A 25852-nucleotide genomic window follows, 5' to 3' on the forward strand; every position below is an offset into this window, starting at 1 on the left:
TGCTCACGCGCCGGTCACATGCGGGGTGTTTGGATGGACTGTTAGGCGGCGGCCGTCAGGTTCGCCAGAAACGGGTTGGCTTGCTCGTCGAGCGAAACCGGGGCGCCAAAGGATAATTCGAACCAACGCTTGGACATATCGGGTGTGATACCGGCACTTTTGGCAACTGAGGCCTGTGCGTCTGCGGTGAATTCCCACAACCCAACGCTGATCCGTTCACGGCCTTCACCTTCGCTCCCCAGAACCTCAGGGGACGAACCAATACGGCGATAAATCCGCACCATTCGGGCATCAAAGACGCCAACGTAATGCTCAACACCGAATTCTTTCATTACTTCGCCACCGGCCAACATCAGAGCCGCAGCAACACCGGGTGTGGCACCACGAGACAAGCAAAAACGTGTGCATTCCCAGATGATTGGGCTTTCAATGCGGACGCCGTCGGTCAGGTGGATAAAGTGGTCGTTGACCATGGTTTTGCCGGTCGTTGGCAGCAAGCGCATGGAGCCACCATGGCTGCCATCGGCATTTTCCCAGATCACATAGAGAGGGTTTTCATCATCGTATTCGTCACGCTCAAAGCCACGTTCGTCAACGGTCACAGCCCAACCCAGACGGGTCTTGAACTGATCGGCACGGTCTTCAAACATGGTGCGTGCCAGCTTTGGAAAGTTGTTCAGGTCTTCGGCGTAAATGTAACGGATCATGAGTTTGCCCCTCGTTGATGTGATGAGGAGAGATTGCCGTCTGGCCCGTTAACGAGGTTAGAATAATGCGAACGGTAGGGTTACCACAGCCTTAATTGCGCCCGAATGCTGCCACATTCAGACCACAATTACACCGCGGCTCAGCGCCTTGGCCACTGCGTGGGTTGTGTTCAACGCGCCGAGTTTGAAACGCGCGCTTTCTACATAGACCCGCAATGTATGTTCAGAGATCGACAGGGTGTCGGCGGCCTGGGCTCTGCTATAGCCGACGGCCAACAATGTCATTGCTTCGATCTCTCTGGGCGAAAGCGCTTGTGCCTGTTCCGGCTTCCGCCCCGGTTCTAGTTCCAACGCCTTTTGATTGAAGTAATGGGCAATCAAGATCAGATCGCGCCGATTATCGTTGGTAAACTGCTCCCAATCCTCATCCGATGCATTGTGGCTTAGCGTGAACAGGGCAAACTGACCGTTGGGGCCCCTGATCGGAATTGAATAGCCTTGGTTGCCGACCCCATGTTTGATTGCATCTTGCAGCAATTGTCGGGCCGCTTTGCTGGACCAATCCAGCCGCTTCCAGTCAACCGGGTGAAAACGTTGATAACACCCTTGGATGACGGGATCGACTCTTAGGTAGCCCTTTTCGACATAGCGATTGACCCATTCCAAATCATAGGTCCCGCAACCGTATTGTTCCCCGTTGCTGCTGACCCAATGATACACAAGATGATCCACACCAAGTTGGTCACGAAGCTCTTCGATCGCAACCTGTAGATCATCAAGCCCTTCAGCCGATTCCAAACGTTGTATCAACCTGTCCAGGCGCGGCACGTTTTCCAAAAAGCCCAATCCCGTTTTCTTCGGCAAGGGACGCAATTTCGGCATGAGCCACAAAGCTCGCGTCATCTAGCTGCGCCGCAAGCGACGGCATACCATTTTCACGAGCGAAAGTTTTCAGGTCAGCCAGTACGTCCAGTATCCAATCTTGTCCCATATCAAGTCTCTCTTATAGCAGGTTAATGATCCATTAAATCAACAATAGCATGTGCCAATCACGGTTAATATTCACGGAATCTCACTCCCCAGAAACTGCGAAGGGGCGTTTCTCCAAGTGATTGTTTTCTAAAATGCGATCTATCAAACAAAAACGCCCGCGCCACCAAATGGTGATTCGCGGGCGTTTCAAGATCAGCAGTGTGAAAGCTTACTTCTTAGCTTCCAGCGCGTCCTCAAATGTACGCAGCCCAGTTGTGGGGGCTTGAACCAGCACGGCCATGTTACCCGGCTTGTGCTCGTTGCGCAGCATTTTCATGTGGGCCTCTGGAATTTCTTCCCATGGGAAGACCTCGGACATACATGGGTCAAGGCGACGTTCGCACATCAGACGGTTCGCCGATGCGGCTTGTTTTAGGTTGGCAAAGTGCGAGCCCTGCAAACGCTTCTGGTGCATCCACATATAACGCACGTCGAAGGTTGTGTTGAAACCGGAGGTGCCGGCGCAGATCACAACGATACCGCCCTTTTTCACCACAAGGGTCGACACAGGGAAGGTCGCTTCGCCCGGGTGTTCGAACACCATGTCGACGCTGACGCCTTTGCCGGTGATGTCCCAGATGGCTTTGCCGAACTTACGGGCTTCTTTGAGCCACGCGTTATATTCGGGGCTGTTCACCGTGGGCAATTGGCCCCAGCAGTTGAAATCTTTGCGGTTAATCACGCCCTTAGCGCCCTGCGCCAGAACAAAATCACGCTTGCTTTCGTCCGAAATCACACCAATCGCATTGGCACCGGCTGTGTTGGCCAGCTGGATCGCATAGGAGCCAAGACCGCCCGACGCGCCCCAAACCAGAACGTTCTGGCCCGGCTTAAGCTCATGCGGGTGGTGACCGAACAGCATACGGTACGCAGTGGCCAGTGTTAGCGTGTAGCAAGCCGCCTCTTCCCAAGTCAGATGCTTGGGGCGTGGCATCAGCTGCTGAGCCTGAACGCGGGTGAACTGAGAGAAGGAGCCATCACCGGTCTCGTAACCCCAAATACGCTGGGTTGGAGAGAACATCGGATCGCCGCCGTTACACTCTTCATCGTCGCCATCGTCTTGATTACAATGGATAACAACCTCGTCGCCAACCTTCCAGTTTTTGACTTTGTCACCAACGGCCCACACGATGCCCGAAGCATCGGAACCGGCGATGTGGTAGTCTTGCTTGTGCACGTCAAACGGCGAAATTGGCTCGCCCAAACCAGCCCAAACACCGTTGTAGTTCACGCCCGCAGCCATGACCAAAACCAGCACTTCGTGGCTGTCGACCTGCCATGTGTCGACCACCTCTTTTTGGAAGGATTGCAGCGGCTCACCATGGCGATCGCGGCGAATGGCCCATGAATACATCTTCTTGGGAACATAGCCCATTGGGGGCATTTCGCCGATTTCATAGAGGTCTTTTTCGGGGGCGTCGTATTGCGCGATACCGGTGTCCTGATCCAGAGCCATGGGGGCCTCCTTGGGTACGAAAAGTTGCGTTTCCTTCCCCCTTCTGCAGTGCAGAATCGTGCGGGGGCTTGCCCTTGAAGTACAAGAGGGCGCGCAACAATGCAATCGCAGAAACCGGGTATTTTGTAATTTTATAACCGAGCGAGTGCAGAAATCCCTTCGCAAACGCAGAAATTCCCTTAAAAATCAGTTAAAAAAGATGCCGGATCGAATTTGCATAAAATTCAACGAGATCCCGTGACTCTTTGTTAACCAGATAGATTTCCCCATGTTTTTCAATCAATCCACGCTCCTCTAACCCGCGTAAACCAACCTCAACCGCATAAGAAATGTCACCCCGTGGCAGATGGGCATGACTTGACTCGAGCCCGTTCAACGCTGTCTCAAACGCCGCTTCAAGCGCGGTGCGCGTCTGGTCTTGGGCCAACAACAGATGCGCCACCAAGGGCACAGGCAAAACCGGCACCACCGCTCCGACATCCTTCATCAGCCGATCGGCTAACCCTTGCGGATCGTCGATGAGATCGGGATGCGCCCGCAAGGACAGAGGCGCGCCAAAGCTCACGGCGGCATAGCCAAACCGGTGGAATTTGCCGCGGACCCGCAACCAGATTTGCTTGAACAAGGCCTGCGTCACATGGGCAATTTTGGCGTTAAAGCGCCGCCCGCCGGATTTGGCCGCGCCGACCAAAACCGTGTCTTCGAGCACGCGGTCGTAGTTGAGACCAACCGGCACAAACACCACATCGCGGGCGTCAAGATCGTGACCATCCATCATATACGTCAGCAACCCCAGCTTGGCCGGGGCCAGCGCGCCATCAAGGCTTAGCCCGCCTTCGGGAAAGATCGCCTGGGTCACGCCGCCTTGGGTCGCCATGCGGACATATTGGCGTAACACCTTGCGGTACAAGGCATCTCGGGATTTTCGCCGGATAAAATAGGCCCCCATTGAGCGGATCAGCTGGGCCAGCGGCCAAACCTGAGCCCATTCACCAACCGCATAAGACAGGGCAGAGCGATCCGCCGCGAGATGGGTGACAAGGACGTAATCCATGTTGGAGCGGTGGTTCATCACAAAAACCACAGTGGCCTCGGCCTCGATACCGGCGAGTTCCTTGGGATCATGATGACCAAGGCGCACGCGATACAGCGCTTTGGACAGGAACCGCGCGCCCCGCACCCCCCAGCCAAAATAGGCAAAGGCGGAGAAGCTTGGCACAATTTCGCGCGCATAACGCCGGGCGCGTTCAAAGGCGACGTCCTCGCGCACGCCGGTTTCGCGTGCATGATCAACAATGGCCTGCGTCACCTCGGGATCATAGATCAACCGCTGGATCAGATCGTAACGACGCAACAGGCGAAACGGTTCGATAGGCCGCTCAAGTCGGGTGTTCAAACGGGTCACTGCCCGCTCCATGCGATGTCGGAAAAACCAACGCACGGACGGGAACAGGAAATGCGAGGCAAAGGTGATCGCCGCAAAACCCAAAATCAATAAAAACGCCCAGAGTGGGATCGTAACCGGATTATTCATGGTTAATCACCGTGGCAGCCCCGGCAACATCGATCAAGAGGGGGAATCTGTTCGATTCTCGGGAAGATTGAGTCAGATTGCCCCCCAGTTTTGGGAGCCGGAGTGGATTTTGGCCCGAAATGACCGGTTAACGCCGCCGTTCTGTGCCACGGCAACGGCAATCGGTCCGATTTACCCGACGTTTGGGAGAGATTGGTATGGCGATTTCTGGGCTGTTGCCCCCTGCCCCCAACGACGCGAGCGCTAACGTCAGATTTAATTAGACCTTTGCGGCGCCTCGCCCCATGAGGGCCGGCGCGCTTTGTGATATGCTGCAGATGCACCGCCGCAACGCAGCGAATTGACGCGACATATTCTTTCGTCTATCCATTCGCAAAAGCAATATGATTGCGACACCAGATTCTTGCCGATGGAGGCCCCGATGACCGACATTCAAAAAGACCGCCCGTGGTTGATTAGAACCTATGCAGGCCATTCGACCGCCAAAGCATCCAATGCTTTGTACCGCAACAACCTTGCCAAAGGGCAGACAGGTTTGTCGGTGGCCTTCGACCTTCCCACGCAGACGGGGTATGACAGCGATCATATTCTTGCGCGGGGTGAAGTTGGGAAAGTCGGTGTCCCGGTCTGCCATCTGGGCGACATGCGCACCCTGTTTGCCGATATTCCATTGGAACAGATGAACACCTCGATGACCATCAACGCCACTGCGCCTTGGTTGTTGTCGCTTTATATTGCCACGGCCGAGGAACAGGGCGCGGATGTGTCCAAGCTTCAGGGCACGGTGCAAAACGATCTGATCAAGGAATACCTGTCGCGCGGCACATATATATGTCCGCCCAAGCCGAGCCTAAAGATGATCGGCGATGTGGCCGAGTATTGTTACAAACATGTGCCAAAGTGGAACCCGATGAACGTGTGTTCCTATCACTTGCAAGAGGCGGGCGCGACGCCAGAGCAGGAATTGTCATTCGCTTTGGCAACAGCAATTGCGGTGTTGGACGAATTGAAGCCGCGCGTTGATCCCGAGGATTTCCCGGCGCTTTGCGGGCGGATTTCATTCTTTGTGAATGCCGGCATTCGGTTTGTGACCGAGATGTGCAAGATGCGGGCCTTTGTCGACCTGTGGGATGAGATCCTTCAGGAACGTTATGGCGTCGAAAACCCGAAATTCCGCCGGTTCCGTTATGGTGTTCAGGTGAACTCGCTCGGATTGACGGAACAACAGCCCGAAAACAACGTTTACCGGATTTTGATAGAAATGCTGGCTGTGACGCTGAGCAAAAAGGCCCGCGCCCGTGCCGTACAATTGCCAGCCTGGAATGAAGCCCTTGGATTGCCGCGCCCCTGGGATCAGCAATGGTCAATGCGGATGCAGCAGATTTTGGCATATGAAACCGATCTATTGGAATACGACGATCTGTTCGAAGGCAACCCGGCGGTGGATCGCAAAGTCGAAGCGCTCAAAGATGGGGCGCGCGCCGAATTGGCCAATATTGAATCGATGGACGGCGCGATTGGATCCATTGAATATATGAAAGGTCGTTTGGTTGACTCTAATGCGGAACGCCTAAACCGCATCGAGCGCAATGAAACCGTTGTTGTTGGCGTGAACAAATGGACCGAGGGCGAAGACTCGCCATTGGTGGGCGAAGACGGCGGCATCATGGTTGTTGACCCGGCGGTTGAGCAGGAACAGATTGCCCGTCTTAATGAATGGAAAGCCGAACGCGATGACGCCGCGGTTCAAGCCGCTCTGGCGGCCCTGCGCGCGGCATCTGAGGCCGGGGAAAACGTTATGCCGGCCTCGATTGCCTGTGCCAAGGCCGGGGTAACAACCGGTGAATGGGCGGCGCAGATGCGTGGCGTACACGGTGAATATCGCGGCCCGACCGGCGTCTCCAAATCGGTGAGCAACAAAACCGAAGGGCTCGATGATATTCGCGAGGCTGTGGATGCGGTCAGCGACAAGCTGGGTCGGCGTTTGCGCTTTCTCGTCGGTAAGCCTGGATTGGACGGACACTCCAATGGAGCCGAACAAATCGCCTTCCGTGCCCGCGATTGCGGTATGGAAATCGACTACGAAGGTATTCGCCTGACACCGGAGCAAATCATCGACGCCGCAAAAGACGGAGCGCATGTGATTGGCCTATCTATTCTATCAGGTAGCCATATTCCATTGGTCGAAGATGTGATGAACAGAATGCGCGAAGAAGGGCTTTCTCATATTCCGGTCACCGTTGGCGGTATCATTCCCGATGATGACGCGGAGCGCCTCCGCGCCATGGGAGTCGCGCGGGTTTATACCCCCAAAGACTTTGAACTCAATTCAATCATGCGTGATATTGTGGCACTGGCTGACACAAAACCGGTCGCCGCTGAATAGCATCAAACCCTAAAAATATACCGTTTTACGGTAATAAATTCGAAGGTCGCTCAATTTCTAATTGGGCGATCTTCATTATTTTAAGCAATTGATTGCCATTGACACAAATCCCCTCTTGAGACTTAGCTCGTATTTAACGAGGTAGCGTTCAGAAAAACAAAGGAGAGGGAATATGCAAATCGATCTTGAGAGCCTTTCTCGTGAAGAGCTAAGCAAACTGATTGCGGATGCCACCAAGGCGCTGAAAAGCGTTGACGCGCGTCGCAAAGCCGAAGCCAAACTGGCCGCTGAAAAGGTTGCCAAGGAATTTGGCTATTCACTGGATGAAATCCTGTCCGCCGGTGGTAAAACAACCAAAGGCGCACCAAAATACGCCAACCCAGCCGACCCAACCCAGACGTGGACCGGCCGTGGCCGCAAACCAAAATGGGTTGTTGACGCATTGAATGCGGGCAAATCCGTCGAAGACATGGAAATCTGAGATGACTGTCCATATCGGAGCTGAAAAAGGCCAAATCGCAGAAACTGTTTTGATGCCCGGCGATCCCTATCGCGCCGAATGGGCAGCGGAAAAGTTTCTTGATGACGCTGTTTGTGTGAACAAGGTGCGTGGCATGCTGGGCTTTACCGGCACGTGGCGCGGGAACCCCGTCACGATTCACGGCTCGGGCATGGGCATGCCGTCACTGTCAATTTACGCCAATGAGCTTATCCGCGATTACGGGGCCAAAACCCTTATCCGGATCGGGTCATGTGGCGGAATGCAGGACGCAGTCAAAGTGCGGGACGTGATCATCGCGATGACTGCGTCAACATTGTCGACCCCGTCGCGCGGCATTTTCAAGGAGCTGAACTTTGCCCCTTGTGCCGATTACGGATTGTTGGCGAATGCGGTGGCCACGGCCAAATCGCGCGATGTGCCCTACCATGTTGGCGGCATTTATTCGTCCGATGTGTTCTATGACGAGCGCCCGGATTTGACCGAACAGATGGAACGCCACGGCACCCTAGGTGTCGAAATGGAAGCGGCGGAACTGTACATCCTTGCGGCGCGCTATGGCGTGCGGGCTTTGGCGGTTCTGACGGTGTCTGATCACCTGAAAACCGGTGAAGCATTGCCATCCGAAGATCGGGAACGGTCGTTCGGGGATATGGTGGAAATCGCTTTGGAAGCGGCTTTTCCAGACGCTTAATCCGTTTGAAAACAAAAGGGTGGGGAACATCCCCACCCTACCGTTTTAGGCACCGTGTGTGCGATCATAGCCGTTGCGCGGAGGGCTGGACCAATGCGCAAGGCTCCCCTTGGTTGGAGTCAGGACCTCGACCTTGAGGGGATAACACGCGGCTTCGTCCGAGCTATGCTCCGACGAACAATCCCCACCCGGACAGGCGCTGAGCGCGCCCAAAAGCGGTATTTCAGCAAAAAATGTCAATTGATCGCCGGGGCGCACCGGGCTGGCTTTCATGAAGTATTGCCCCGTATCGCGGGTGAACCCCGTACACATAAAGACGTTGAGAACGTCATGCACATGCGGTTCCGCGTCCTCAAGCGCAATGCCCAAATGCGCCGCAAGCGCCCGTGTCAGGTTGGAATGACAACAATAATGATACTGCGAACCGGCCAGAAGGTTGCCGGTATAGGGGTCACAGCGCGTCCCGATAACGTCATGAACCGAGCCGCCAAATTCGTCGATCCCGTACCAATCGAGGCTATCCTCGACGATGGTTGCCATGGGGCGCAGATGCGGAAAGCTTGTCCACAAACGTTCGCCCGTGGTCACATGGGTGCCGTGCAAGGCACGGGTTTTGCCGGAATAAAACCGCTCTGACAGGTCTTGGGCGTTCCAAAGGTTGAGATCACCAACCTGCGCGCCGTCGACGCTAGATATGCGAAAGAAACACCCGGCGGGGACCTCAAAGGTGCAGGCGTCACGCGGTGGAGCCAGCGTTGTGTCAGAGACCTGCGCCGTGGTGAGAGCCTTTTGATACAGCGCTAGGTCCGGCTTGGGCAGGCTATCATTTGGGTAGCAAATGACCGGGGCAATGGCGCGGCGCGCCTCGGCATCGGGGGGGGCAGACGACATCGCGCTCTCCTTGGTTTTTGGGCAGGAAACGCGGAGATGGTTGATTTGGCAAGCGTTTATGCACGCAGGCAGGATTTGGGAGGCGTTGATTGGGGGCCGCGCATTGTGGCCCCGCAATGTAGACAGGTCCAATCGCTTTGATCCGAAGCAGGGTCGCGCTTTTCGCGCCAACGACAATCACGCGTTTCGCGTTTGGCCAGCAGGCCATAAAGTAACACCGCGATGACGAGGATTGGAAAGAGGTACATGCGGTGGGTGATAGCCAACCCAAGGGCGCAGCGCCAGACCCACAAAGACCGCACCTAACGGCACGGCCTCATCGTCGCGTGAGTGGTATTGTCAGGCGGCTAGCGGAATATCCTCATACGCCGGGCCCGCAGGAGCGGGATGTGGCTCGGGGGTGTAGTATGCCCAAGCTTGTTCGAGTGCCTCAAGCGCTTGTTGCGCTTTGGTTTTATTCTGCTGTGCCATCGGAGTGCCTTTCGATTTGTGGCAGCCCCTCCCTGACCCAGAAGGTAGGGATGTTCGCATCGGAAATCAGCGGACAATCTTGCAATACCGCGTTGCAGGTTTTGCATATGGGTATCGGGCGTATTTTTTTCGACATTGCGATGGCGAAGGTGCCTAAAAGAAAACCCCGGCGACCAGATGGCCACCGGGGTTTTTAGGAATCTGTTTCAAACGACCTTAGACGTGGCGTTCGATCATCATCTTTTTGATTTCTGCGATAGCCTTGGCCGGGTTTAGACCCTTTGGACAGGTCTTGGCGCAGTTCATGATGGTGTGGCAGCGATAGAGTTTGAACGGATCTTCGAGATCGTCCAGACGTTCGCCAGTGGCCTCATCACGGCTGTCGATGATCCAACGATAAGCATGCAGGAGCGCGGCTGGCCCGAGGTATTTGTCGCCATTCCACCAGTAGCTTGGGCAGGATGTTGAGCAGGAGGCGCACATAACGCATTCATACAGGCCATCGAGCTTTTTGCGGTCGTCAATCGACTGCTTCCACTCTTTGGCGGGGCGGTTGGTTTTGGTTTCCAACCACGGCATGATCGAGGCGTGCTGGGCGTAGAAATGGGTCAGATCGGGGATCAAATCCTTGACCACCGGCATATGCGGCAGCGGGTAGATTTTGACCACGTCGGTTTCAACCTCATCCAGCCCGTAGATACAGGCCAGCGTGTTGATCCCATCGACGTTCATCGCACAGGACCCACAAATCCCTTCGCGGCACGAGCGGCGGAAGGTCAGCGTGGGGTCAACTTCGTTTTTGATCTTGATCAGCGCGTCCAAGATCATTGGGCCACAGCTATCCATATCAATGAAATAGGTATCGACCTGTGGGTTTTTGCCGTCATCCGGGTTCCAGCGGTAAATCTGAAACTGGCGGACATTGGTCGCGCCTTCGGGTTTGGGCCAGGTTTTACCCGTACGAATTGTCGAGTTCTTGGGGAGGGTCAGTTCGACCATGTCTCTCTCCTATCGAAGCAAGGCTGGAAGGCCATCGGCCGCCAGACAAGTCAGCGTCTCGGGTTTGGAGACGATTTGGGTTACGATTTCCACGGTGGACGCGGTAGGACCGGCAACGGCATCAACGGCCAAGGCGCGGATTTGGGGCGCGCTGGCGTTGTCGATGACACAATTGACCGCCGGTTCCACAGGAACACCGGGGAATTTATCTTGGATCACGGGGGTGATGGCGCTGCGCGCAGCGTCGCGGGCGATCTCATCCTGCGCCTGCTGAGAGCAGGCGCTGAGACCAAAGGCGACAAGCCCAACAATAGTCACCTTTTGGGCAACCTTGAGGGCAGACTTATGAGCGGCACTTAGCGGCAAAGCAAAGTCCCCCGATACATGCCCCGGAAACCGGGCGGACAAGAAGAGCTAAACGCGCCATCAGCAAGGGTAATAGGCCCCTGGAAGCCCCAAGTGCGCGCAGCACAGGAATTGATATCCCGCGCCTGCCACTCATTGACGACACCGCCCGCAACCACCCGAACAATCGGGTGATTTTTGTTATAGGTCGTTTCCATGTGGGTTTCGGCCCCAACAGGCGGAACCCCAAAGAGACGATCCTGACAGGCCATCAGAACCTTACGCTGTTCGTCTTCAACAGAGCTGGCCAGTGCGGGTGTGGCAGCGGCCAGAACCAGAGCTGCTATGCTGAGGGCGCGGCGCATTAGAATGTCCGCGCTTTGGGGGCGATTTTGGCAACTGAGATGCCGCCTTCGTCCTCGGTGGTCAGCGGATCTTTGACAACAGGGCGATGCGACAGCTCGACCTTTGCGCCATCAATGCGGCTGATGGTGTGAACGCGCCAGTTTTCATCGTCCCGCTCGGCGAAATCCTCATGCGCATGTGCGCCGCGGCTTTCTTTGCGGGCCTCGGCCCCAACGATGGTTGCCAAAGCGTTTGGCATCAGGTTGGTGAGTTCCAGCGTTTCCATCAGATCCGAGTTCCAGACCAGCGAGCGATCGGTGACTTTGAGGTCATCCAGCTTGCCGGCAATTTCGGTCATGGCGGTGACACCCTCGGCCATTGTTTTGGCGGTCCGGAAAACGGCCGCGTCACGCTGCATGGTTTTCTGCATGTCCAAACGCAGGTCGGCGGTTGGAATGGCACCGGTCGCATTGCGCAGCCCGTCAAAGCGATCAAACGCCTTGTCGATTTCGGCCTTGGGCGCGGTTGGGACGGCGCTATCGCGGTCGATCACCTTGCCAGCGCGGATCGCGGAGGCGCGGCCAAAGACCACAAGGTCGATCAGCGAGTTGGACCCGAGACGGTTGGCCCCATGCACCGAGGCACAGCCCGCTTCGCCCACAGCCATCAGGCCGGGAACAATCGCGTTGGCGTCATCGGCGGTTGGGTTGAGCACTTCGCCCCAATAGTTGGTTGGAATGCCGCCCATATTATAGTGAACCGTCGGGATAACCGGGATCGGCTCTTTGGTGACATCAACGCCCGCAAAGATTTTCGCCGATTCCGAGATGCCCGGAAGGCGTTCGGCCAAAGCTTCGGCAGGCAGGTGGCTGAGGTTGAGGTGAATGTGATCACCTTCGGCGCCAACACCGCGGCCTTCGCGGATTTCCATCGTCATCGAGCGAGAGACATAGTCACGCGGCGCGAGGTCTTTGTAGGTTGGGGCGTAGCGTTCCATGAAACGTTCGCCTTCGGAGTTGGTGAGATACCCCCCCTCGCCGCGCGCGCCTTCGGTGATCAGACAACCCGAGCCGTAGATGCCGGTTGGGTGGAACTGAACAAATTCCATGTCCTGCATCGGCAGGCCCGCGCGCGCCACCATGCCGCCACCGTCGCCGGTGCAGGTGTGGGCCGAGGTTGCCGAGAAATAGGCGCGGCCATAACCACCGGTCGCGAGGACCACGGTTTTGGCGTTAAAGACGTGGAAGGTGCCGTCGTCGAGTTTCCAGCACAGGACACCTTTGCAAACGCCGTCTTCCATAAGGAGATCAAGCGCGAAGTATTCAATGTAGAATTCGGCGTTGTTCTTGAGCGACTGGCCATAGAGCGTGTGCAGAATGGCGTGACCAGTCCGGTCGGCCGCGGCACAGGTTCGTTGAACCGGGGGGCCTTCGCCAAATTCGGTGGTGTGGCCGCCGAATGGACGCTGATAAATCTTGCCCTCTTCGGTGCGCGAGAAAGGAACGCCGTAGTGCTCCAGCTCATAAACCGCTTTGGGGGCTTCGCGCGCGAGGTATTCCATCGCGTCGGTGTCGCCGAGCCAATCGGAGCCTTTGACGGTGTCATACATATGCCACTGCCAGCTGTCGGGGCCCATGTTGGACAGGGACGCCGCGATGCCGCCCTGCGCCGCAACGGTGTGCGAGCGGGTTGGGAACACCTTGGTCACACAGGCGGTGCGCAACCCTTGTTCGGCCATGCCGAGCGTGGCGCGCAGACCCGCGCCACCAGCACCAACAACCACAACGTCATAGTCGTGGGTTTCATATTGATATTCAGTCATATCTCAGTTCCTCACAGCGCGATCTTGGCGAGCGAAAACAGGCCAGCGCCCATCAGCGTGTAGCTGAGGCAGATTGTGAAAATGATGGCCGCCTTGCGGGATGAGCCGCGCAAGTAATCTTCGATCATCATCTGCGCGCCTTTGCGAAAGTGCTGCAGACCGACAACCAGAACCAAAGCGGTCAGGATGGCCGGGAACGGACGCGAGAAGGTGGCGAGCACCTCTTCATGCGTGCTGCCCAGCGCAGAGCCGAAGTAGAAGACAAAGGTTGGGATCAGCAGGGCCAGACCAACGGACGAGACCTGCATATACCAATGATGTTCGGTGCCGGTGTGCGAAGCACCTTTGCCAACGGCGCGTTTGCGATCAGTTAGAAAACTCATGATAGCCCCCTCAGACCACAACGATGGTGAACAGAGCCAGCAGAACCGAGACGATCACAATGATCCAGCCCAGGTTTTCAGCGGTCTTGATATCAAGACCTTTGCCAGCGTCGAAATAGAGATGCCGCAGACCGGCTAGGTAGTGGTACCAGATCGCCCATGCCGACAGAGTGAAGATCAGATCGCCGAACCAAGAGGTGACGATGCCGTTCACGGTGGCATAGTATTCCGGAGATGTCGCGGCCGCGAGCAACCACCAAACCCCTAGGATCACAGCAACGATCAAAGCGTTGCCGGTGACGCGCGACAGGATGGAGGTTACGGATGTCAGCTGCGGACGGTAAATAGTCAGATGTGGCGAAAGCGGGCGGTTGCCCCGGTTCACGTCGGCCATGATATGATGTCCTTTTCGTTCCCTTGCGTCTTTTCTACTGGTTTTTACACGCCTGTCACGCGCGTGGCAGCGTTTAAGGCGCGGTTTTTTGGCGCAATTGGCGGGTTTTTGTTAATTTGTGATCACTGGATTGGTCGCTGTGATCACATTTTAAGCGCTAACGGCGCTGCGGTGCGGCAACATCAATTCCGACTTATTTTATTGGGTATTCAGTGAGGATTCGCTCCCCTGCCCCGAGCAACTTGGCCTCGTTTAAAAAATGCAAAAAGCCAGATGTTTTCTGTGGAACGCGCTCATGAATGGCGGAACCGTGCCTGCCGGGGCACCGCAAAGGTCTGCTGTGTGCCCAGCGCTACAAAGACTGCGCACCGTTAGAATGGCCGCTATTCAAGCATATCCATCATCTTGTCACGCATGACGAACTTTTGTGGTTTCCCCGTGATTGTCATGGGAAGATCGTCAACGATCCGGATGTGTCGTGGAATCTTGAAATGAGCGATCTGGCCCTTTAGCCCATCTCGAAGGTCGTCTTCGGTCAGGTCCATTCCGGGCTTGGCAATTGCCCAGGCGCAGACTTCCTCGCCGAACTTTTCATCTGGAATACCGAAGACTTGAACGTCGCTGACTTTTGGATTCCGCATCAGATATTCCTCGATCTCGCGTGGATAGATGTTTTCCCCGCCACGGATGATCATATCCTTCACACGGCCCACAATTGAGCAGAAACCCTTGCTGTCGAACACGGCAAGATCACCGGTATGCATCCACCCGTCCACAATGCTCTGGGTGGTTTTTTCTGTGTCTTCCCAATAGCCCTTCATGACGGAGTAGCCGCGGGTGCACAGTTCGCCTTGCGTGCCGACGGGTACTATTTGCCCGTCCTGATCGACAATCTTGACCTCGAGATGGGGATGAACCCGACCGACCGTTTCGCAGCGTTTATCGGTGGGATCGTCCACTGAACTCTGGAAGGAGACGGGCGAGGTTTCGGTCATCCCGTAGCAGATCGTGACGTCTTTCATGTTCATCTCGGAGTTCACACGCTGCATGACCTCGACCGGACAGGGTGCCCCTGCCATGACGCCCGTGCGCATGTTGGACAGGTCACGCGGGGTGCCCTTGAGACTTTCAAGCATCGCGACGAACATGGTTGGCACCCCGTAGAGGGCCGTGCAACGCTCGCTGGCCAGCGCATCAAGTGTCTGGGCCGCATCAAAACCTTCGCCGGGAAAGACCATCGTCGCGCCTTTGCTGACCACCCCGAGAACCCCCATCACCATGCCAAAGCAGTGATACAGCGGCACAGGAATTGCCAGCCGATCAGCCTCGGACAGGCAAATGCGATCCGTCACATAGCGCGCATTATTGACGATGTTGTAGTGCGAAAGCGTGGCCCCTTTAGGCATCCCCGTCGTGCCCGAGGTGAACTGGATGTTGATTGCGTCATCCGGCGTGAGTGTCTTGTCGATCTCTGGAATGCGGAGTTGCTGGGCCGGACCGCCCAGATTCCTGAGGTCTTTAAAGGAATAGGCCCCAGCACCCGGTTGGTCGTCCATAATAATGACGCTGCGCAGATGCGGCAATTTTGGTGCGCGCAGACGTCCCGGTTCGCACTCATCAAGCTCGGGAGCAAGGTCCCGGATCATTCTGGTATAATCAGAGGACTTGAAGGATTTGGCCGCGATGAGGGCTTTGCAGCCGACCTTGTTCAAGGCGTATTCCAGCTCAGCCAAACGATAGGCTGGGTTGATGTTCACAAGAACCAGCCCGACACGGGCCGTCGCAAATTGTGTCAGAACCCATTCGAACCGGTTGGGGGACCAGATCCCGACCCGATCCCCCTTTTCCAAGCCGAGCGCCAGCAACCCGGAGGCCAGTTCATCGACGGCGCGGTCCAGATCGTAATAGCTCATCCGAATGTTTTGGTCCGAGAAGACGGCGGCCTCTCTGGGACCAAATCTCGACACCGCATCACGCAGCAGTTGTGGGATGGTAATATAAGCCAATGGTGGGCTTGACGGTCCACGGACATAGGATTGGCCGTCCTGCGGAGCAGCGGTTTGCGGGGCCGTTTCGGTCTTGGAGTCCCAATCAGATATCCGGGTCGCAAGGCTTTCGCTCAGGATTGACATGTTGAACCTCCCTTACATGTTACGCCATTCGCTTGATTGCTCAAAGGCATCCGCCGCTTGGTAGATCTTCATCTCACCATAGTGCGGCCCGACCAACATCATACCGATGGGCAGGCCTTCGCTGAGCCCGCAGGGTATGCTCATCGCCGGCAGCCCACCGTTAAAAGGGGCCGTGTTGGGCACCATTTCAAAGGCCCGCTGCACATAGAGGCTAAGCGAGCAGTCGGCCGGTGGATGCTGTTGCGGCTTGATCGGCAGCGTCGGCATCAGTAGCAAATCGTATTGTTTGAGCGCAGCAAGATAGCGTTCGTTGCAAAGCCGCATGATATTCTGGCCCTTGCCATAGAACCGCCCTCGGTACTGTCGCTGAAAATGCTCACCCACGAACATGCAGGCCTTGAGCGAATGGCTCAGCTCATCCGCGCGGCCCTGCCATTGCGCCATATGGTCGGTCATCGAGGGCAGGAAAAGGCCTCGGTAATTGGTGCCGGTCGAATTGCCCCACATCATCCCGTCCTGGAGCCCCTCAAGGGTAATCGCCGTCCAGGCATCCATGGCGGTATAATGTTCGGGAATGGAAATTTCTTCGACACGGGCGCCAAGTTCACGAAAGCGATCAGCGGCTTGCATCACCTTGCCATCCACGTCGGCTTCCGAGTTTGCATGGCCGAAGCCTTCCTTCAACAGGCCGATCCGCATCCCATGCGCCCCCCGGCCAAGTGCCTCGGTATAACTGTAGACCGTCGGCTTGTATTGGCGCGGATCAAGGCCATCTTCGCCCGCTAAAACCTCCAAAAGCAAGGCATTGTCGGCCACTGTGTTGGTCACTGGCCCAAGATGGTCGATGGTTTGTTCGATCGGCATCGCACCGGTGTAGGGCACAAGCCCATGCGTGGGTTTCATCCCGTATACGCCACAATTGGAGGCCGGAATGCGGATTGATCCACCTTGATCGCCCGCGATGGCCATATCGACCTCACCCGCCGCCACAAGCGCCGCTGAGCCACCAGACGAGCCGCCCGCCATGTATCCGCGCTTCCAAGGATTGTGGATCGGCCCCTTGGCATTGGTGTGCGAGCCCCCCGAAAGGCAGAAGTTTTCGCAATGCGCCTTGCCGGTGATAATTGCCCCCGCATCGAGCATCCGGGTCACAATGGTGGCGTCAATCTCGGGCGTATAACCTTCCATGATCGACGAGCCGTTCATCATCGGTACACCAGCCAGACAAATCGTGTCTTTGAGCGCGATGCGCTTGCCACGCAATTTGCCATCCGGTGCGCCGCGCACTTCGGTTTTCACGTACCATGCGTTCAAAGGGTTTTCGGTCTGGCTTGGGAAATGGCCGGGGTTGCGCGGATAGCGCACCTCGGGCAGGTAGTCCGGCATTGCATCCAAACGGTCATAGGACTGCATATAAGGTTCGATGATCTCACGGTATTCGTTCAGGTCCTCATCCGACAGGTTCATCCCGAACCGGCTGGCCATGTCACGCATCTGCGAAAGTGTTGGTCGTTTAACGGTCATGTTGGTCACCATGCTTGCGGCAGCCAGTTTCATTGCGGGTTCTGCCTGGGATTTGGGAGGTGTCTGTGTGGTGGGCTGAGCGGTGGGATGCCCGCGGGCTTGTCCACGGGTTGAGCGGGCCGCACCGAAACCGAGGAACTGATCGACCTTGGCCTGATCGGACAGATCGGCTTTGCTCAACTCGCCGGTCATGCGACCGCGCTCAAGGATCAGAACCCGGTCAGAGAGATCGGAGATGAAGTCGAAGTTTTGTTCGACAAGAAGGATGGAAAGCCCCCGGCTCTTGCGCAGGGCCAACAAGGTTTCGCCCATTTCTTCGATGATTGAGGGTTGGATACCCTCGGTCGGCTCATCAAGAAGCAGGAAATCCGGGTCGCCCATGAGGCAGCGGGCAAGGGCCAGCAATTGTTGTTCGCCGCCGGACAGCGCCCCGCCCTGGCGATCAAGCAACGACCGCAGGCGCGGGAAATCCGAGAGCACGGCGTCCATGACATCGCGTTCGGATGCACCGGCATATTCATGCCAGGCGAACCGCAGATTGTCGCGAACCGTCAGTTGCGGGAAAATGCCCCGCCCTTGCGGAACATAGCCAAGCCCCAGACCGGCGCGCTCAAAGGGGGGCATCCCGGTGATGTCGGTGGCATGAAACCTGATCGTTCCCGACCCAGCAGGCAGAAACCCCATGAGGGTCTTGAGAAGGGTGGTCTTGCCCATGCCATTATGGCCGAGAATGCCAACGACTTCGTTTTCGGCGACCGCGAATTCGATCCCGTGCAGGATCGGCACTTTGCCATACCCGCCCGAAATTCCTTTGACTTCGAGGACATGTGTCACGTCGTCATTCATCTCAGCTCTTCTTTCCAAGATAGACATTGCGTACGGTAGGATCGGACATGACGCGATCAACGTGATCTTCCATCAATACTTTCCCCTGGTGGAACACCGTCACCTTCTCGGCAATTGAGCGAATGAACTGCATGTCATGCTCGACGATGATGATCGCAGCGGTTTTATTGAGCTCATGGATTGTGCCGGTCATCCGCTCAACGTCTTGCGCGCTCATACCCGCTGCTGGTTCGTCCAAAAGCACCAGCCAAGGGTCCCCGACAGCAACCAGAGCGAGTTCCACGCGCTGGCGTTCCCCATGGGCCAGCCGCCCGAGATCGTCTCGGGCAATCGCGCCCAAGGCCAGACGTTCGATGATGTCCTGTGTCTTTCTGTTGGCGGTCGAGGGATCGTGAAACCGCCGTGCCGCAAGCCAGATGTTTTCGAAAACGCTCAGGCTGTCCATGACGTTGGGCGTTTGTGTCTTGATCCCGACGCCAAGCGACGCGATCTGGTGCGGCATCCAATGCGTGGTTTCCACTCCGCGCATAAACACTTCGCCTTCGGTCGGGGTTTGCAGCCCCGTCACGCATTTAAAGAACGTGGATTTTCCGGCCCCGTTTGGGCCAATCAGACAGCGCAGCTCTCGTGCGCGGAGTTTGAAGTCAACGTTGTCTGAGGCGACCACGCCGCCAAAGCGCATGGTAAGCCCGTACGTTTCAAGCACAGTTTCAGCCATTGACCCGCCCCCTGTTTCTCATTCGTCGTTGCTGATGAATGCGCCCAAAGGGGCGGCGGCCAAAGCTCACCTTCCACAAACCGGCCAGTGCCGGCACGATGCCTTTGGGCAGGAAAAGGACAAAGAGCACGAGGATCAGGCCGGTGATCAATGTGTTATCCACCATTGTCTGCTGGCCCAGAAGGAACTTTAGATAGGCCAATCCGGCGGCCCCAAGGATCGGCCCCAGCCGCGTCCCCAGACCCCCAACAATGCACCAGATGATGATTTCGGCCGATTGGCCAAGCGAAAACAAGCTGGGTGTTACAATCTCGGCCCAGTTCGCAAACAACGCCCCGGCCAACCCGGCAATGGCCGCGCCAACGGCAAACAGAACGGTTTTTCTGGCCCGGACATCGTATCCCATCAGCGACATGCGGGTTTCATTTTCGCGAATGCCGACGGCGATACGACCGAAACTTGATCGCAGCAGGGCAGACACGAGGAAGACGACCAATCCGAGCAAGGCCGCACAGACATAGAAATAGGCGTCACCCCAGATGTAGTCGTCAGGACGACCGGGGATGTTCAAGGTCTGGAAGCCGGGGATGCCGTTGAACCCGCCCAACCGCGCGTTTCCGATCACATATTGTGGCCCTGCGGTGGAATTGATGAACTTGAACAGGATCAGTGTCACGACCAACGTGATGACCCCAAGGTAGACGTCCGTGAGCCGCCCATAGAACATCAAGGCCCCCAAAAGCGCCGCGAAGACTGCCGGAACCAGAACGGCAAGGATCATCGGAACCGTGCTTTCACCGATGTTGATGGCGGCGATGGCATAGGTATAGGCCCCCAGCCCGAAAAACGCCGCTTGGCCAAAGCAGAGGATGCCGCCGAACCCCCAGATCAGACCAAGGCTTAGCCCAAGCATGCCGTAAACAATCAGAATGGTGAGCGTGTAGGTGCCGATCATCAGCGGCATCACCCAGATCAGAAATGCCGAAACGAGGATGATCGTGAAGGCGTCTTTTGTCAGGGTCCCGGGCATCACAGGTTCCCCTTGAAAAACTTGCCCGTAATGCCTTGCGGCAGCAGGCGCAGGAGGACGACCGCGGCGACAAGCAACGCAACTTCTCCGATCACGGGTGAAACAGCGAATGTGAAAACCTGATTGACGATACCAAAGAACCCGGCACTTGAAAAAAGACCTGCGATCAGGGATGGCCCGCCCGCGATCACGGTGATGAAGGCCTTGGCGATGTAAGCCCCACCCGATGTTGGCACGAGGCCAACCAATGGAGCCAGAACAGCCCCGGCCAATCCAGAGAGGGCAGAGCCGCAAAAGAAGGTCGCCATGTAGATGCGATCAGGGCTGTACCCCAGCGCCGCGGCCATATCAGAGCGTTGCATCGCGCCGCGTGCGATCAATCCGGCGCGTGTGGCCTTTAGGATCAAACGTATCCCAATGAGCAGCAGGATGGCGATCACGATGATGAAAAAGTTGTACCCATTGATCTGATAATTCCCGATGGCAAAGCCGGGAATGGGAGTCGAAATTCCGGTCGTCGTATTGCCAAAGATCATGGTGGCCAGACCAATGAAGAACAGGCTTAGCCCCCAGGTCGCCAACATCGTATCAACCAGCCGCCCGTAAAGATGGCGGATGACCAGCCGTTCGACCACAAGCCCGATCAAGCCGACGACAATCGGTGCAATTACCAGCATGGCCACAAAAATATTCACGCCAAGGTTCACGGCGGTGATGGTCGCGTAGCCGCCCATCATCATGAACTCGCCATGGGCGAGGTTGATCACTTTCATCATACCGAACACGACCGCAAGCCCAGCACTGATCAGGATCAGCGAGGCGACCGCATAGAGCATTTCAACAAGAATAACGACGGATAAGTCCATGAGAGCGAGTTTCCGTTGGCAAGAAAGGCGGCCCAACTCTGGGCGTGCAGGGCGGGTTTGCCGCCCTGCCAAAATCTGGGGGAGATCAGATGGCGATTTCGTACTGTGTGTTGTCGTCTGGATTGGCAGATAGATCGCACACAGCCTGCGTGTCGATCGGCTGGCGCTGCGGCAGCGTTTCGACAACCTTCATTCCCTGATTTTCGATTTCCATGATGTGAACATCCAAAACCGCGTGGTGCGTTTTGGGATCAACCGTGACTTTGCCCGCCGGGCCTTCAATCGACAGGCCGGTTTCCAGAGCCGCGATCAAGGCATCGCGATCCATCGAACCTGCCTGACGTAGGGCTTCGGCCCAAGTCAGCACACCTTGATAGTTCGACACGGCGATCTCATGGATCAGGTTGCTGTCACCATAGGCCGCTGCCCACCGTTCCTTGAACGCGTTGTTCGCGGGGGTGTCGAGTTCCTGACTGTAGTTGTAGGCGACCATGATCCCGTTGCCTTCTTCGGGCGTCAGAACCTTGTGTTCGTTGCCAACACCCAAAGTGGTCGACGCCAGCGGAATACGGTCTTTCATGCCAGCGGCGGCCCATTGACGGAAGAACGACAAATGTGCGCCGCCGACGAGTGGTGCGATCACCAGATCGGGGCCGACTGATTGAATTTTCGCGATGGTGGACCCAAAGTCGCTCACATCCAGCGGGAAGAAGTCGACGCCGACAGTCTCACCGCCGTTGTCGGCCACGAATTTCTGAATCCAGCGTGCGGTGATTTGGCCATAGTTGTAATCGGCGGCGAGAATGTAGACTTTCTTGCCCGACTTGCCCATGGCATAAGGGACAAGCGCCTCGACCTGCTGGGCAGGTGTTACGCCGTTGATAAAGATGTTCCGATCACAAACGCCGCCTTCGTAAAGCACGTTGTAGAAATAGGGTGTCTTGGTCTTGCGCATTGTTTGACGGATTGCCTCACGCGATGCAGACAGAATGCCACCATGCACCACATCAACCTTGTCCTGACGCGTCAGTTGCTGGCCGTATTGTGAATAAAGCGCCATGTCGGATTGGGTGTCATATGCGACGACCTCGACCTGCTTACCAAGAAGGCCACCGGCTGTGTTGATCTCGTCCACAGCGAGGCGCATGGCCATGTCCATCGGCCGACCATAGGCATCAAAAATCCCCGAGCTATCAAGGATAGAGCCCAGTTTGATCGTGTCTGCGGCCATTGCCACGCGGGGCAGAACGGAGGCCCCTGCAAGAGCGGCCGTGCTGGCCAGGAAGTTGCGGCGGTTCAGTGTCATATCGGTTTCCTTCCTCATGTCGTTTGTGTTGGATGCGGGACGGCGTTTGCGTCACGTGTCGGTTTTGGGTTTGTCTTTGATCCGGTTGGCATAATCAGCAGTTCGGCCCGCCAAGTTGGCATCGAAATCAAGCCCGATGTCCTCGCCCATCTGTTTCATCGCGGGCAAGCGCACGGCCATTCCAAGAATTTGATCCATGGCCGCACCGAACGCGCCATCAACGCCTGCGCCCGGACCACCGGTGCCGCCGGAACCAGCGCCAGCGCCAGTACCAGAGATTTGGTTGATCCTGATGGAATCGATCTTCTCAACCGGCTTCATCATCTGCGTCATGATGTCAGGCAGCCGGTCGAGTTTCCGTTCTTCCAGACGCATCCGGATCACAGCATCCCCAAGCGTGTTTTCGGCCTTGTTCAGGGCGATACGGCCAGCGGCTTCGGCCTCCATACGCGCGCGCTCGGCGTCGCTGGCCTCGGTTTTCGCGGCCGCATCTGCCTTGGCTTTCTCAAGCAGTGTTTCGACATCGCTCTTGACCTTGGCACTTTCGAGCTCAAGTTCTTTTTCTTGTTTCAGATGGGCGATTTCACCTTCGCGTTCTGCGATGGCGCGCTCCTTCTGCGCCTGAACATGTTCCGCTGCCAGAATGACCTTGGCCCGAGCCTCTTCTTCTTCCGCGCGCGCTTGGGCTTCCGTTGCTCGTTTCCGGGCAATCAGAATATCGTTGTCGATCTTTTCCTCTTCGAGGGTGCGAATGGCCGTCATCTCGGTCTTGCGCAGCGCCTCGTCGCTTTCAACTTGCGTCGCCTTTAGCCGTTTTTCATTCTCGATCCGGGTGGTTTCACTGGCGAGCTTGGCGGCGTCGCGCACACTGTCCTCGCGCGATTTGGCTTCCGCTTCGAGCTTGGCCAGGTGTTCTTGCTGCGCGATCTCCGCTTCGCGTTCTTCACGGCGCAATGCGAGTTGCCGCTGATGTTGCGTGAGGTGGCATTCGCGAACAGCGACGTCCGCCTCTGTTTCGATGCGAACACGTGCCTTGCGCTGCTCTGCGACCAGCTCGGCCAACTGACGCATTCCTTGGGCGTTGAAGGCGTTGTTTTCATTCCACTGGCTCAGGTCGCTTTGATCAACTGCAATCAATGAAGCCGACACCAAGGTTAACCCCAGTTTCATCGCCTGCGCTTGGATCGCCTCGGCCACGTCCGAGGAAAAACCAGAACGATCCAGATGGATGTCTTCCAGCGTCCGAGCGGCGGCGGCGCGTTGAATTGCATCGACAAGAGACCCTGCAAAAACGTCCTTTACCGTTTCGCCGCCTCTGGCAATCCGCGGGCCCAATGCCTGCGCCGCCGTTGAAATGCCGTCCTCGGTCGGATCTACGCGCAGTTCAAACTCAAACTGGACATCGGCCCGCATCTTGTCTCGTGTCAAAACTGCGTCGCGACCTTCACGGCTGATGCTGAAAGTCAGCGCCCCCATGGATACTTTCTGGACCTGATGCAGAATGGGCAAAGACAGGCAGCCACCGTCGGTGACAACACGACGCCCCCGAAAGCCGGTTCTCACCAGCGCGGTATCCAAAGTCGCCTTTGCGTAATATTTTTGCAGAAACCAAATCGCGATCAGCGCGACAACAACCAGCAAAACCAGCAGGATAACCCAAGCCAAGGCAATTCTCCCCATGTGATCAATCGTCGGACGAGCGGTCCGCGACCCATTCATTCGGTAAACCGTGGGGGAATTTAATTTCCAATTCAAGTAAATAATTTGAATCGGAAAGTATTTTTGACTAACCTATTGTTTCAAAGTTCTTTTACAACCTCAAACTGGAGGCCGATGGCGCGGGCTAGGTAGATCGGTGCCCGCTCACTCTTGTTGGACGGTGAGAGTTTTCTCCCGCTTTTGTGAATCACTGGCAGCGCATCGGAAAAGCTGTGCTCGCGCCAAACTGTTGCGTGCCCTTGCATCAACCCAGCCAGGAAATGAACCCCCTCATAGGTCGACTGGCCCAATGCGTTTAACGCGGGGGCCTGATCGCCATGGACGCGGTAGTATTTTTCCTTGAAGGCTGCGTTTGCATCCGTCGGCAGGGCCCCGAAGTATGACGATGCCGCGAACATTCGCTGGCTGTTTTTCGCGCCGCAGCCAAGCAGACCGTTCTCTTCGATGGCACAGGATAATCGCACCATGCGGTCATGCAACTTTGCCTTGCCGAATGCCCGGTTGAAGGCGACGGCATCCTGACCAACCAGTGAGATCAGCACGGCCTCGGCGCTTGTTTTGGCAATCTCTTCGACAAACCGGCTCATGCTTTTTAGGCCGAAGGGAAGGTATTTTTCATATGCCAGTCCAACTGACATTTCCTGAAGTTTGGCTTTGGCATAGCCATGTGACGTTCTGGGCCACACATAGTCGTTGCCAATCAGAGCCCAGCTTCGAGGCCGGTATTCATTCTGAATATGCGCCATCGACGGGCCGAGTTGCTCTTGTGGGGTTTCACCTATGGCAAACAATCCGTCGGTTCGTTCCCCCCCCTCGTAGAGCGGCGTATAGATGTAGGGAATCCGTTGACGGACAACCTTGCTAAGACGTTGACGGATCGCGCTGATATGCATGCCGACAATGGCATCAATTGAGTTCGTTTCGATCAGGTCGTTGACAGTCTCTTCTATCGAAATGCTCGCCTCCATGGCGGCGTCTATCATGATGAGTTGCACTTTGCGGCCATCAATGCCGTTTGTCCGGTTCAGTTCCTCGACAGCGACCTGAGCACTTGAGATACAGGACGGGGCCCAGAGGCCCGCAGCACCACACAAGGGAATAAGGAGGGCGATCCGATATGTTCCCTTGCTGCGCAACACTGGATCATCGCGCAGTTCCTCAATTTCTGTTGGAACACTTGGTAGCGTGGTCAAAGTAGCTCTGCCCTTCCAAGGCGGATCGGGAACCGCTACATACCAATTGATTTTACTTTCCAAGTCAATTAAATTCTGATTGTCATAAACTGGTGCCCCGATGAACACGAGCTCCCCCCCCATCCAGAACTATCTGTCGTATGCACTTGCCGCGGCACATCGAAAGATGTCGACATCACTCAACGCCCGTCTGAAACAACACGGCATTCAGATCGAGGCCTGGCGCATTCTTGAAACGCTGGAGGCAGGCGAGCGGCTGACGATGGGGCAACTTGCCGATGTCGTGCTGATGAATCCTCCGACGCTGACCAAACTGGTTGATCGGATGGTGTCTGATGGTTTGGTTCACCGGCAGATTGCGCAGGTTGACCACCGTCAGATCAATGTTCTTCCCACCGCTCTTGGCAAGAAAAGGATGCTGCAAATCCGACAAGAAGTGCGAGAACAAGATGCGGAGTTTCAATCTTTGATTGGAAAGGACGAGGCCGACAAACTCATCGAAATGCTCCGCGAAATGGTGCAATAGGTCTCATTCGGTTTGACCAAATTCCAAACACTCG

The 25852-nt window shown here is 56.3% G+C and carries 25 protein-coding genes; 4 read left to right on the forward strand and 21 right to left on the reverse strand.

Annotated elements, in window-relative coordinates:
• Positions 1–41: 41 nt before the first annotated feature.
• The 5 genes from AC5EFR_RS09700 to AC5EFR_RS09720 form a co-directional block, all read right to left on the reverse strand.
• Positions 42–707 (reverse strand): acyl-homoserine-lactone synthase, encoded by a 666-nt coding sequence (locus AC5EFR_RS09700; RefSeq protein WP_493575635.1) that lies wholly within the window; start codon positions 705–707, stop codon positions 42–44.
• Positions 708–824: 117 nt separating this feature from the next.
• Complete coding sequence (locus AC5EFR_RS09705; RefSeq protein ID WP_493575636.1) at positions 825–1517, reverse strand: helix-turn-helix transcriptional regulator; 693 nt, start codon at positions 1515–1517, stop codon at positions 825–827.
• Entirely contained in the window at positions 1492–1698 is a 207-nt protein-coding gene (locus AC5EFR_RS09710; RefSeq protein ID WP_299932040.1) for a hypothetical protein, read from the reverse strand. Before AC5EFR_RS09710 ends, AC5EFR_RS09705 begins: the two co-directional genes overlap by 26 nt.
• Positions 1699–1908: 210 nt before the next feature.
• A complete protein-coding gene (ccrA, locus tag AC5EFR_RS09715; RefSeq protein WP_299921039.1) occupies positions 1909–3195 on the reverse strand; it encodes a crotonyl-CoA carboxylase/reductase in 1287 nt (428 codons plus the stop codon).
• A gap of 190 nt (positions 3196–3385) precedes the next feature.
• On the reverse strand, positions 3386–4729 hold the full coding sequence (locus AC5EFR_RS09720; RefSeq protein ID WP_493575637.1) for a 1-acyl-sn-glycerol-3-phosphate acyltransferase: 1344 nt from the start codon (positions 4727–4729) through the stop codon (positions 3386–3388).
• Positions 4730–5150: 421 nt separating this feature from the next.
• Between AC5EFR_RS09720 and AC5EFR_RS09725 the strand changes: the two genes are divergently transcribed.
• From AC5EFR_RS09725 to deoD, 3 genes are all read left to right on the forward strand, one after another.
• Positions 5151–7115: a methylmalonyl-CoA mutase family protein gene (locus tag AC5EFR_RS09725; RefSeq protein WP_493575638.1), complete on the forward strand. Its 1965-nt coding sequence runs from the start codon at positions 5151–5153 to the stop codon at positions 7113–7115.
• 172 nt (positions 7116–7287) lie between these two features.
• On the forward strand, positions 7288–7596 hold the full coding sequence (locus tag AC5EFR_RS09730; protein WP_493575639.1) for an H-NS histone family protein: 309 nt from the start codon (positions 7288–7290) through the stop codon (positions 7594–7596).
• 1 nt (position 7597) lies between these two features.
• A complete protein-coding gene (deoD, locus tag AC5EFR_RS09735; protein ID WP_299932036.1) occupies positions 7598–8308 on the forward strand; it encodes a purine-nucleoside phosphorylase in 711 nt (236 codons plus the stop codon).
• Positions 8309–8353: 45 nt separating this feature from the next.
• Here the strand turns inward: deoD and AC5EFR_RS09740 are convergent, their stop codons facing one another.
• The 16 genes from AC5EFR_RS09740 to AC5EFR_RS09815 form a co-directional block, all read right to left on the reverse strand.
• Positions 8354–9199 (reverse strand): urea carboxylase-associated family protein, encoded by an 846-nt coding sequence (locus AC5EFR_RS09740; protein WP_493575640.1) that lies wholly within the window; start codon positions 9197–9199, stop codon positions 8354–8356.
• Between the two features lie 339 nt (positions 9200–9538).
• Positions 9539–9670 carry a hypothetical protein gene (locus AC5EFR_RS09745; RefSeq protein WP_493575641.1) on the reverse strand — a complete coding sequence of 44 codons (132 nt, stop codon included), beginning with the start codon at positions 9668–9670 and terminating at the stop codon, positions 9539–9541.
• A gap of 216 nt (positions 9671–9886) precedes the next feature.
• The gene (locus AC5EFR_RS09750; protein WP_299921054.1) at positions 9887–10669 is read right to left on the reverse strand and encodes a succinate dehydrogenase iron-sulfur subunit; all 783 of its coding nucleotides are present in this window, start codon (positions 10667–10669) and stop codon (positions 9887–9889) included.
• 9 nt (positions 10670–10678) lie between these two features.
• Entirely contained in the window at positions 10679–10987 is a 309-nt protein-coding gene (locus AC5EFR_RS09755; RefSeq protein WP_493575642.1) for a hypothetical protein, read from the reverse strand.
• Positions 10988–11025: 38 nt separating this feature from the next.
• Entirely contained in the window at positions 11026–11379 is a 354-nt protein-coding gene (locus AC5EFR_RS09760) for a hypothetical protein (RefSeq protein ID WP_493575643.1), read from the reverse strand.
• Positions 11379–13181: a succinate dehydrogenase flavoprotein subunit gene (sdhA, locus tag AC5EFR_RS09765; protein WP_493575644.1), complete on the reverse strand. Its 1803-nt coding sequence runs from the start codon at positions 13179–13181 to the stop codon at positions 11379–11381. Before sdhA ends, AC5EFR_RS09760 begins: the two co-directional genes overlap by 1 nt.
• Positions 13182–13192: 11 nt before the next feature.
• Entirely contained in the window at positions 13193–13564 is a 372-nt protein-coding gene (sdhD, locus tag AC5EFR_RS09770) for a succinate dehydrogenase, hydrophobic membrane anchor protein (RefSeq protein ID WP_493575645.1), read from the reverse strand.
• Positions 13565–13574: 10 nt separating this feature from the next.
• A complete protein-coding gene (gene sdhC, locus AC5EFR_RS09775; RefSeq protein WP_493575646.1) occupies positions 13575–13958 on the reverse strand; it encodes a succinate dehydrogenase, cytochrome b556 subunit in 384 nt (127 codons plus the stop codon).
• Positions 13959–14341: 383 nt separating this feature from the next.
• Entirely contained in the window at positions 14342–16090 is a 1749-nt protein-coding gene (locus AC5EFR_RS09780; RefSeq protein WP_493575647.1) for an AMP-binding protein, read from the reverse strand.
• Positions 16091–16102: 12 nt separating this feature from the next.
• A complete protein-coding gene (locus AC5EFR_RS09785; RefSeq protein ID WP_493575648.1) occupies positions 16103–18460 on the reverse strand; it encodes an amidase in 2358 nt (785 codons plus the stop codon).
• A gap of 1 nt (position 18461) precedes the next feature.
• Positions 18462–19178 (reverse strand): ABC transporter ATP-binding protein, encoded by a 717-nt coding sequence (locus AC5EFR_RS09790; RefSeq protein WP_431376955.1) that lies wholly within the window; start codon positions 19176–19178, stop codon positions 18462–18464.
• Positions 19171–20208, reverse strand: a complete 1038-nt coding sequence (locus AC5EFR_RS09795; RefSeq protein WP_493575649.1) for a branched-chain amino acid ABC transporter permease — start codon at positions 20206–20208, stop codon at positions 19171–19173. The genes AC5EFR_RS09790 and AC5EFR_RS09795 overlap by 8 nt, the downstream gene beginning before the upstream one ends.
• Positions 20208–21074 carry an ABC transporter permease subunit gene (locus tag AC5EFR_RS09800; protein WP_431376957.1) on the reverse strand — a complete coding sequence of 289 codons (867 nt, stop codon included), beginning with the start codon at positions 21072–21074 and terminating at the stop codon, positions 20208–20210. Before AC5EFR_RS09800 ends, AC5EFR_RS09795 begins: the two co-directional genes overlap by 1 nt.
• 85 nt (positions 21075–21159) lie before the next feature.
• Positions 21160–22380 carry an urea ABC transporter substrate-binding protein gene (locus AC5EFR_RS09805; RefSeq protein ID WP_493575650.1) on the reverse strand — a complete coding sequence of 407 codons (1221 nt, stop codon included), beginning with the start codon at positions 22378–22380 and terminating at the stop codon, positions 21160–21162.
• 51 nt (positions 22381–22431) lie between these two features.
• Positions 22432–24060 (reverse strand): flotillin family protein, encoded by a 1629-nt coding sequence (locus AC5EFR_RS09810; protein WP_493575651.1) that lies wholly within the window; start codon positions 24058–24060, stop codon positions 22432–22434.
• 119 nt (positions 24061–24179) lie between these two features.
• Positions 24180–25292 carry a substrate-binding domain-containing protein gene (locus AC5EFR_RS09815; protein ID WP_493575652.1) on the reverse strand — a complete coding sequence of 371 codons (1113 nt, stop codon included), beginning with the start codon at positions 25290–25292 and terminating at the stop codon, positions 24180–24182.
• A gap of 166 nt (positions 25293–25458) precedes the next feature.
• Here AC5EFR_RS09815 and AC5EFR_RS09820 point away from each other — a divergent pair, with 166 nt between their 5' ends.
• Positions 25459–25818 carry a MarR family winged helix-turn-helix transcriptional regulator gene (locus AC5EFR_RS09820; protein WP_431376961.1) on the forward strand — a complete coding sequence of 120 codons (360 nt, stop codon included), beginning with the start codon at positions 25459–25461 and terminating at the stop codon, positions 25816–25818.
• Positions 25819–25852 lie beyond the last annotated feature (34 nt).

The organism is Pelagimonas sp., assembly GCF_058892305.1.

Excerpts from the sequence above, each read along its gene's own strand:
- AC5EFR_RS09700 (WP_493575635.1), bottom strand. The coding sequence starts at position 707 with ATGATCCGTTACATTTACGCCGAAGACCTGAACAACTTTCCAAAGCTG.
- AC5EFR_RS09710 (WP_299932040.1), bottom strand. The coding sequence starts at position 1,698 with ATGGGACAAGATTGGATACTGGACGTACTGGCTGACCTGAAAACTTTC.
- ccrA (WP_299921039.1), bottom strand. The coding sequence starts at position 3,195 with ATGGCTCTGGATCAGGACACCGGTATCGCGCAATACGACGCCCCCGAA.
- AC5EFR_RS09720 (WP_493575637.1), bottom strand. The coding sequence starts at position 4,729 with ATGAATAATCCGGTTACGATCCCACTCTGGGCGTTTTTATTGATTTTG.
- AC5EFR_RS09725 (WP_493575638.1), top strand. The coding sequence starts at position 5,151 with ATGACCGACATTCAAAAAGACCGCCCGTGGTTGATTAGAACCTATGCA.
- AC5EFR_RS09730 (WP_493575639.1), top strand. The coding sequence starts at position 7,288 with ATGCAAATCGATCTTGAGAGCCTTTCTCGTGAAGAGCTAAGCAAACTG.
- deoD (WP_299932036.1), top strand. The coding sequence starts at position 7,598 with ATGACTGTCCATATCGGAGCTGAAAAAGGCCAAATCGCAGAAACTGTT.
- AC5EFR_RS09740 (WP_493575640.1), bottom strand. The coding sequence starts at position 9,199 with ATGTCGTCTGCCCCCCCCGATGCCGAGGCGCGCCGCGCCATTGCCCCG.
- AC5EFR_RS09745 (WP_493575641.1), bottom strand. The coding sequence starts at position 9,670 with ATGGCACAGCAGAATAAAACCAAAGCGCAACAAGCGCTTGAGGCACTC.
- AC5EFR_RS09750 (WP_299921054.1), bottom strand. The coding sequence starts at position 10,669 with ATGGTCGAACTGACCCTCCCCAAGAACTCGACAATTCGTACGGGTAAA.
- AC5EFR_RS09760 (WP_493575643.1), bottom strand. The coding sequence starts at position 11,379 with ATGCGCCGCGCCCTCAGCATAGCAGCTCTGGTTCTGGCCGCTGCCACA.
- sdhA (WP_493575644.1), bottom strand. The coding sequence starts at position 13,181 with ATGACTGAATATCAATATGAAACCCACGACTATGACGTTGTGGTTGTT.
- sdhD (WP_493575645.1), bottom strand. The coding sequence starts at position 13,564 with ATGAGTTTTCTAACTGATCGCAAACGCGCCGTTGGCAAAGGTGCTTCG.
- sdhC (WP_493575646.1), bottom strand. The coding sequence starts at position 13,958 with ATGGCCGACGTGAACCGGGGCAACCGCCCGCTTTCGCCACATCTGACT.
- AC5EFR_RS09780 (WP_493575647.1), bottom strand. The coding sequence starts at position 16,090 with ATGTCAATCCTGAGCGAAAGCCTTGCGACCCGGATATCTGATTGGGAC.
- AC5EFR_RS09785 (WP_493575648.1), bottom strand. The coding sequence starts at position 18,460 with ATGAATGACGACGTGACACATGTCCTCGAAGTCAAAGGAATTTCGGGC.
- AC5EFR_RS09790 (WP_431376955.1), bottom strand. The coding sequence starts at position 19,178 with ATGGCTGAAACTGTGCTTGAAACGTACGGGCTTACCATGCGCTTTGGC.
- AC5EFR_RS09795 (WP_493575649.1), bottom strand. The coding sequence starts at position 20,208 with ATGCCCGGGACCCTGACAAAAGACGCCTTCACGATCATCCTCGTTTCG.
- AC5EFR_RS09800 (WP_431376957.1), bottom strand. The coding sequence starts at position 21,074 with ATGGACTTATCCGTCGTTATTCTTGTTGAAATGCTCTATGCGGTCGCC.
- AC5EFR_RS09805 (WP_493575650.1), bottom strand. The coding sequence starts at position 22,380 with ATGACACTGAACCGCCGCAACTTCCTGGCCAGCACGGCCGCTCTTGCA.
- AC5EFR_RS09810 (WP_493575651.1), bottom strand. The coding sequence starts at position 24,060 with ATGGGGAGAATTGCCTTGGCTTGGGTTATCCTGCTGGTTTTGCTGGTT.
- AC5EFR_RS09820 (WP_431376961.1), top strand. The coding sequence starts at position 25,459 with ATGTCGACATCACTCAACGCCCGTCTGAAACAACACGGCATTCAGATC.